This window comes from Streptomyces sp. PA03-1a (assembly GCF_033792805.1).
Lineage (GTDB): Bacteria > Actinomycetota > Actinomycetes > Streptomycetales > Streptomycetaceae > Actinacidiphila.
This window is the reverse complement of record NZ_JARAVO010000458.1, coordinates 1-1,956: the sequence shown is the minus strand read 5'-3', so window position 1 is coordinate 1,956 and position 1,956 is coordinate 1. Positions and strand designations below refer to the sequence as shown.

Annotated in this window: 1 protein-coding gene; it reads right to left on the bottom strand. The window is 68.7% G+C overall.

The window, feature by feature from the left end:
• Nucleotides 1–57: 57 nt before the first annotated feature.
• Nucleotides 58–1,833, bottom strand: a complete 1,776-nt coding sequence (locus tag PV341_RS44845) for an IS481 family transposase (protein ID WP_500361005.1) — start codon at nucleotides 1,831–1,833, stop codon at nucleotides 58–60.
• Nucleotides 1,834–1,956: the final 123 nt, after the last annotated feature.

Genomic DNA, 1,956 nt, shown 5'->3' with positions numbered 1-1,956 from the left:
TGTCGGGTCTCGGTTGAGGCTTGACGTTTTGGCGTCGGGTGACGCTTGACGTTTGGGCTAGACGATTTTTCGTTTGTTGTACTCCCCGGATTTGCGGACGACTACTCCTTTGGTGGTGGTGCGGGGGACGGTGGTGATCAGGTCGTTGCCGTGGAAGACCTGGATGACGGTGTCGTCGAGGTGGGCGGTGACGACCTGGCGGGCCCAGGTGCGGCCGACTTGGACGCGTTGGCCTGCGATGACGAAGCCGCCGTTGCTGGAGACGATCCGTTCGGCGGTCTGCGGTGCCGGCGGTGGGACGGTCGGTGGGGGGCCTGCGGGCCGGGCTCCGCGCAGTCGACCGCAAGCCGTCGCTGGCAGGGGGCAGGGCAGTGCGGCCAGCAGGGTCCGGTGCTCGTTCAGGACCTGCATGACGGTGCCGTCGAGCCGGAGGGTGACGCGTTGTCCGGCGAAGGCCCAGCCGATGTTGACCTTGTCGCCGCCCAGGCCGACGTAGCCGACCGGGTTGACGGTGCGGTCCACCTCCACTGCTGCAGTGGTGGCCGGGCCCGGATCCTGCGTCCATGGGCCGGCGGGCCGGGCATCGCCGCAGGCCAGCAAGGTCCGCAGGTCCCGGCCGGACAACTTGGTGGGCAGGGTCTTGTGCCGGGTGCCGTCGATCAGGACGTGCAGCCGGCTCACGTCGATCCGCAAGGTCACCGCGGTGCCCGCAAGCGCCGGGCCGAACCAGATCTGCTGACCGCACAAACCCAGGTTGCCCGACCGGGGCACGACCCGGTCGACTTCGACGGCACCGACCTCGCCCTCGGCAAGGGGCCATGACCGCGACTCCGGAGGCGGCCCGGAACGCTGCTTCGGCACCACCGCGGACGGTTCGCCGGGCGTCGCTTCCAGGCTGGGTGGCAGCTTCACCGGCAGCGCGGCAGGCTCCGCCCTGGTGAACCGGCTGACTGGTGGCTGCATGTCCAGGGACTGATGCGGACGGGCGGTGTTGTAGTCGACCAGCCATGCGTCGATCGCCGCCTGCGCGGCGGCAACATCGGTGAACCGGTCGCAGTCGTCGAGGAGTTCACGCCGCAGGGTCTGATGGAACCGCTCGATCTTCCCGGTGGTTGTCGGTGACTTCGGTTTGGTCAGGCGGTGCTTGATCCCGTTCTCCCGGCAGATCCGGTCGAATAACACCTCGCCTGGCTTGCCCGAGCCGAACCGGGCCGTGAACTGCTTGCCGTTGTCGGTCAGCACCTCCTCCGGGACCCCGAACCGCAGCAGGGCCTCCCCGAAGGCCAGGCAGACTGCTCGCCCGGTCGCCCGCGGCACGACTTTCGCGATCACCACGAACCGCGAGTGGTCATCGATGCCGGTGACCACCTTGCACTCCGCCCCGCCGGCCAGCAGGACACCGCCGACGATGTCCAGCTGCCACAGCTCCATCGCCACCGACCGCTCCCACCTGCGGTAATCCGACCTCTGGCGCTTCCGCAACCCGGGTTCGACCAGGCCGTTTCGGACCAGCACCCGATAGACCGTCGCCCGCGACGGCACCGGTGTGATCCGTTTGCGTTCCAGTTCGTGCACCAGCCGGCGCGGGCCCCAGCCCGGATGCGCCCGCCGCAGGTCACACACCAACGCTTCCACCGCGGACGGGATCCGGTGCGGACACGACGCCGGACGGTGCGATCGATCCGCCAACCCCGAAAGGCCGGTCTGCTCGTACTTGCGCACCCAGGCATGCACTGACTGCCGCGAGACCCCATAACGGGCCGCGACCTCGACCACTGGGGCGCCCGCAGCCACCTCCATGACTGCGTGATACCGCTGCTCGACCACGCTCAACTCCACCAGCACGGCCCCGGCCCTCCCCGCACGCGCGAATCAGACGCACACAGCCAAACCGAGGCAAGCGGTGTCAAGCATCAGGTGAAGCCACACTGTCAACCATCAACCGAGACAGGACAG